The sequence below is a fragment of the Mitsuaria sp. TWR114 genome (genome assembly GCF_007997345.1).
This window is the reverse complement of the sequence record NZ_VOSR01000113.1, coordinates 1-1975: the sequence shown is the minus strand read 5'-3', so window position 1 is coordinate 1975 and position 1975 is coordinate 1. Positions and strand designations below refer to the sequence as shown.

General features: G+C 70.0%; 1 protein-coding gene. It reads left to right on the top strand.

Annotated elements, in window-relative coordinates:
- Positions 1-1879 (top strand): di-heme oxidoredictase family protein (locus FUT87_RS05565; RefSeq protein ID WP_310735111.1); only part of this gene is annotated, 1879 nt, incomplete at its 5' end.
- Between the last annotated feature and the right edge of the window lie 96 nt (positions 1880-1975).

The following is a 1975-nucleotide window of genomic DNA, read 5'->3' as shown; positions in this document are numbered from 1 at the left end:
GCAGGCGCAGCGCGGCGGCGGCCATTCCTTCTTCCGCCGCTTCGACGACGCCGGCGTCACCGGCTACGGCTGGATGTCGCCGGGCCGGCTGCTGGACAACACCACCTACACCGACGGCTTCAAGGACCTGACCTCCTGCCCGGTGGTGCCCAAGCCGCCCGAGGGCGCGCTGCTCAAGCCGACCTCCGGCTTCGCCGGCGTCATCGGCGCGAATGACGGCTGCTCGGTGGTGCTGGACAACGTGCCGGGCCACCAGGACGTGGCCGCCAACGCCAACGGCGTGCTGGTGCCCAACGGCGTCAACGTGCCCGCGCGCGACCTGAAGATCGGCGACGCGATCGAGTTCACCGGCTCCTTCTTCGCGAGCCGCGCGTCGATGGACGCGATCGGGGACAACGGCAACTTCCGCTACTACACCAACGAGGTGACCTATGTCGTGGGCACCGGCCTGCGCCCCTGGTACGGCGTGCAGCCGCGGCTGCTGAACGCGCCGCTCCCGGCCGAGACGCTGCTCGGCGGCACCGGCTCGATCTCCTACGACTACGCCGACAACGCGACCTTCATGTTCCAGCAGCCCAACACGCAGATCGGGATGCAGAACATGCAGCGCTTCGTCGAGGGCCGGCGCTGGTTCCACACCAACATGTGGACCGGCGACCACAACGAGGCGGGCAACGACCGCAACACCGCCGCGGTGAAGCTGCAGGGGCCGCGCTTCAACCAGACCAACTGCTTCGGCTGCCACATCAACAACGGCCGCAGCCTGGCGCCGCAGGTGATCAACCAGCGCCTGGACACGATGGCGGTGCGCACCGCCGCGATCGGCGCGGACGGCAGGCAGCAGGCGCATCCGGTCTACGGGCTGGCGGTCCAGATGAATGCGCGCTCCCTCACCACGGGCGCGGCGCAGGACTGGGGCAACGCGGTGCGCGTGGCCGGCTTCGACACCCGGACCGTCACGCTGGCCGACGGCACGGTGGTGACGCTGAGCAAGCCGCGGATCCGCTTCGATGGCCCGACGCCGGCGGCCTATTCGCTGCGCAGCGCGCAGCCCGTGATCGGCCTGGGCTTGCTGGAGGCGGTCCCCGACGCGGACATCCTGGCGCGCGTGCGCAGCACGCCGGACGAGGACGGCGTGAAGGGCCAGGCCAACCTGGTCTACGACCCGGAGACCGGCCAGGTGCGGGTGGGCCGCTACGGCTGGAAGGCGACCAAGGTCAGCCTGCGCCACCAGACGGCCAATGCGGCGCTGCTGGACATGTCGGTGACCTCGCCGATCTATCCGAACCGCGACTGCCTGGCCGGCCCGGCGCAGTGCGACAAGAAGAAGGTGGAGAAGGGCCTGAGCGAGGATGAGCTGCAGCTGATCTCGCGCTACGTCGCCCAGCTCGGCGTGCCGGCGCAGCGCAGCCTGGTCAGCGGCTTCCCGAAGGGCGTGACGCCGCTGTCCTACCTGGCGGTGGATCCGGTCAAGGTCGCGGCGGGCGCGCAGGTGTTCGCGAGCATCCGCTGCACCGCCTGCCACGTCGCCGAGATGAAGACCGGCCTGGCCAGCGAGCTGGCGGAGATGCGCAACCAGACGATCAAGCCCTACACCGACCTGCTGCTGCACGACATGGGCAGCGATCTGGCCGACAACCTGTCGGAAGACCAGGCCAGCGGCAGCCAGTGGCGCACCTCGCCGCTGTGGGGCATCGGCTATACCGAGGCGGTGGCCGGTCCCGCCGTGAAGGTGGGCTACCTGCACGACGGCCGCGCCCGCACGCTCACCGAGGCCATCGTCTGGCACGGCGGCGAGGCCGCGGCCAGCCGCCAGCGTTTCGTCAAGCTCAGCACCGCGGACCGGGAAGCCCTGCTGGCCTTCCTCAATTCGCTCTGAGGCGGGGCGGAGAATGGGCTTCCGGATCAAGTTCCGTGGAACAGGAGACCCTGATGACGCCTTTCCGATTGACGCTGATGGCGCTGGCGCTGGCCG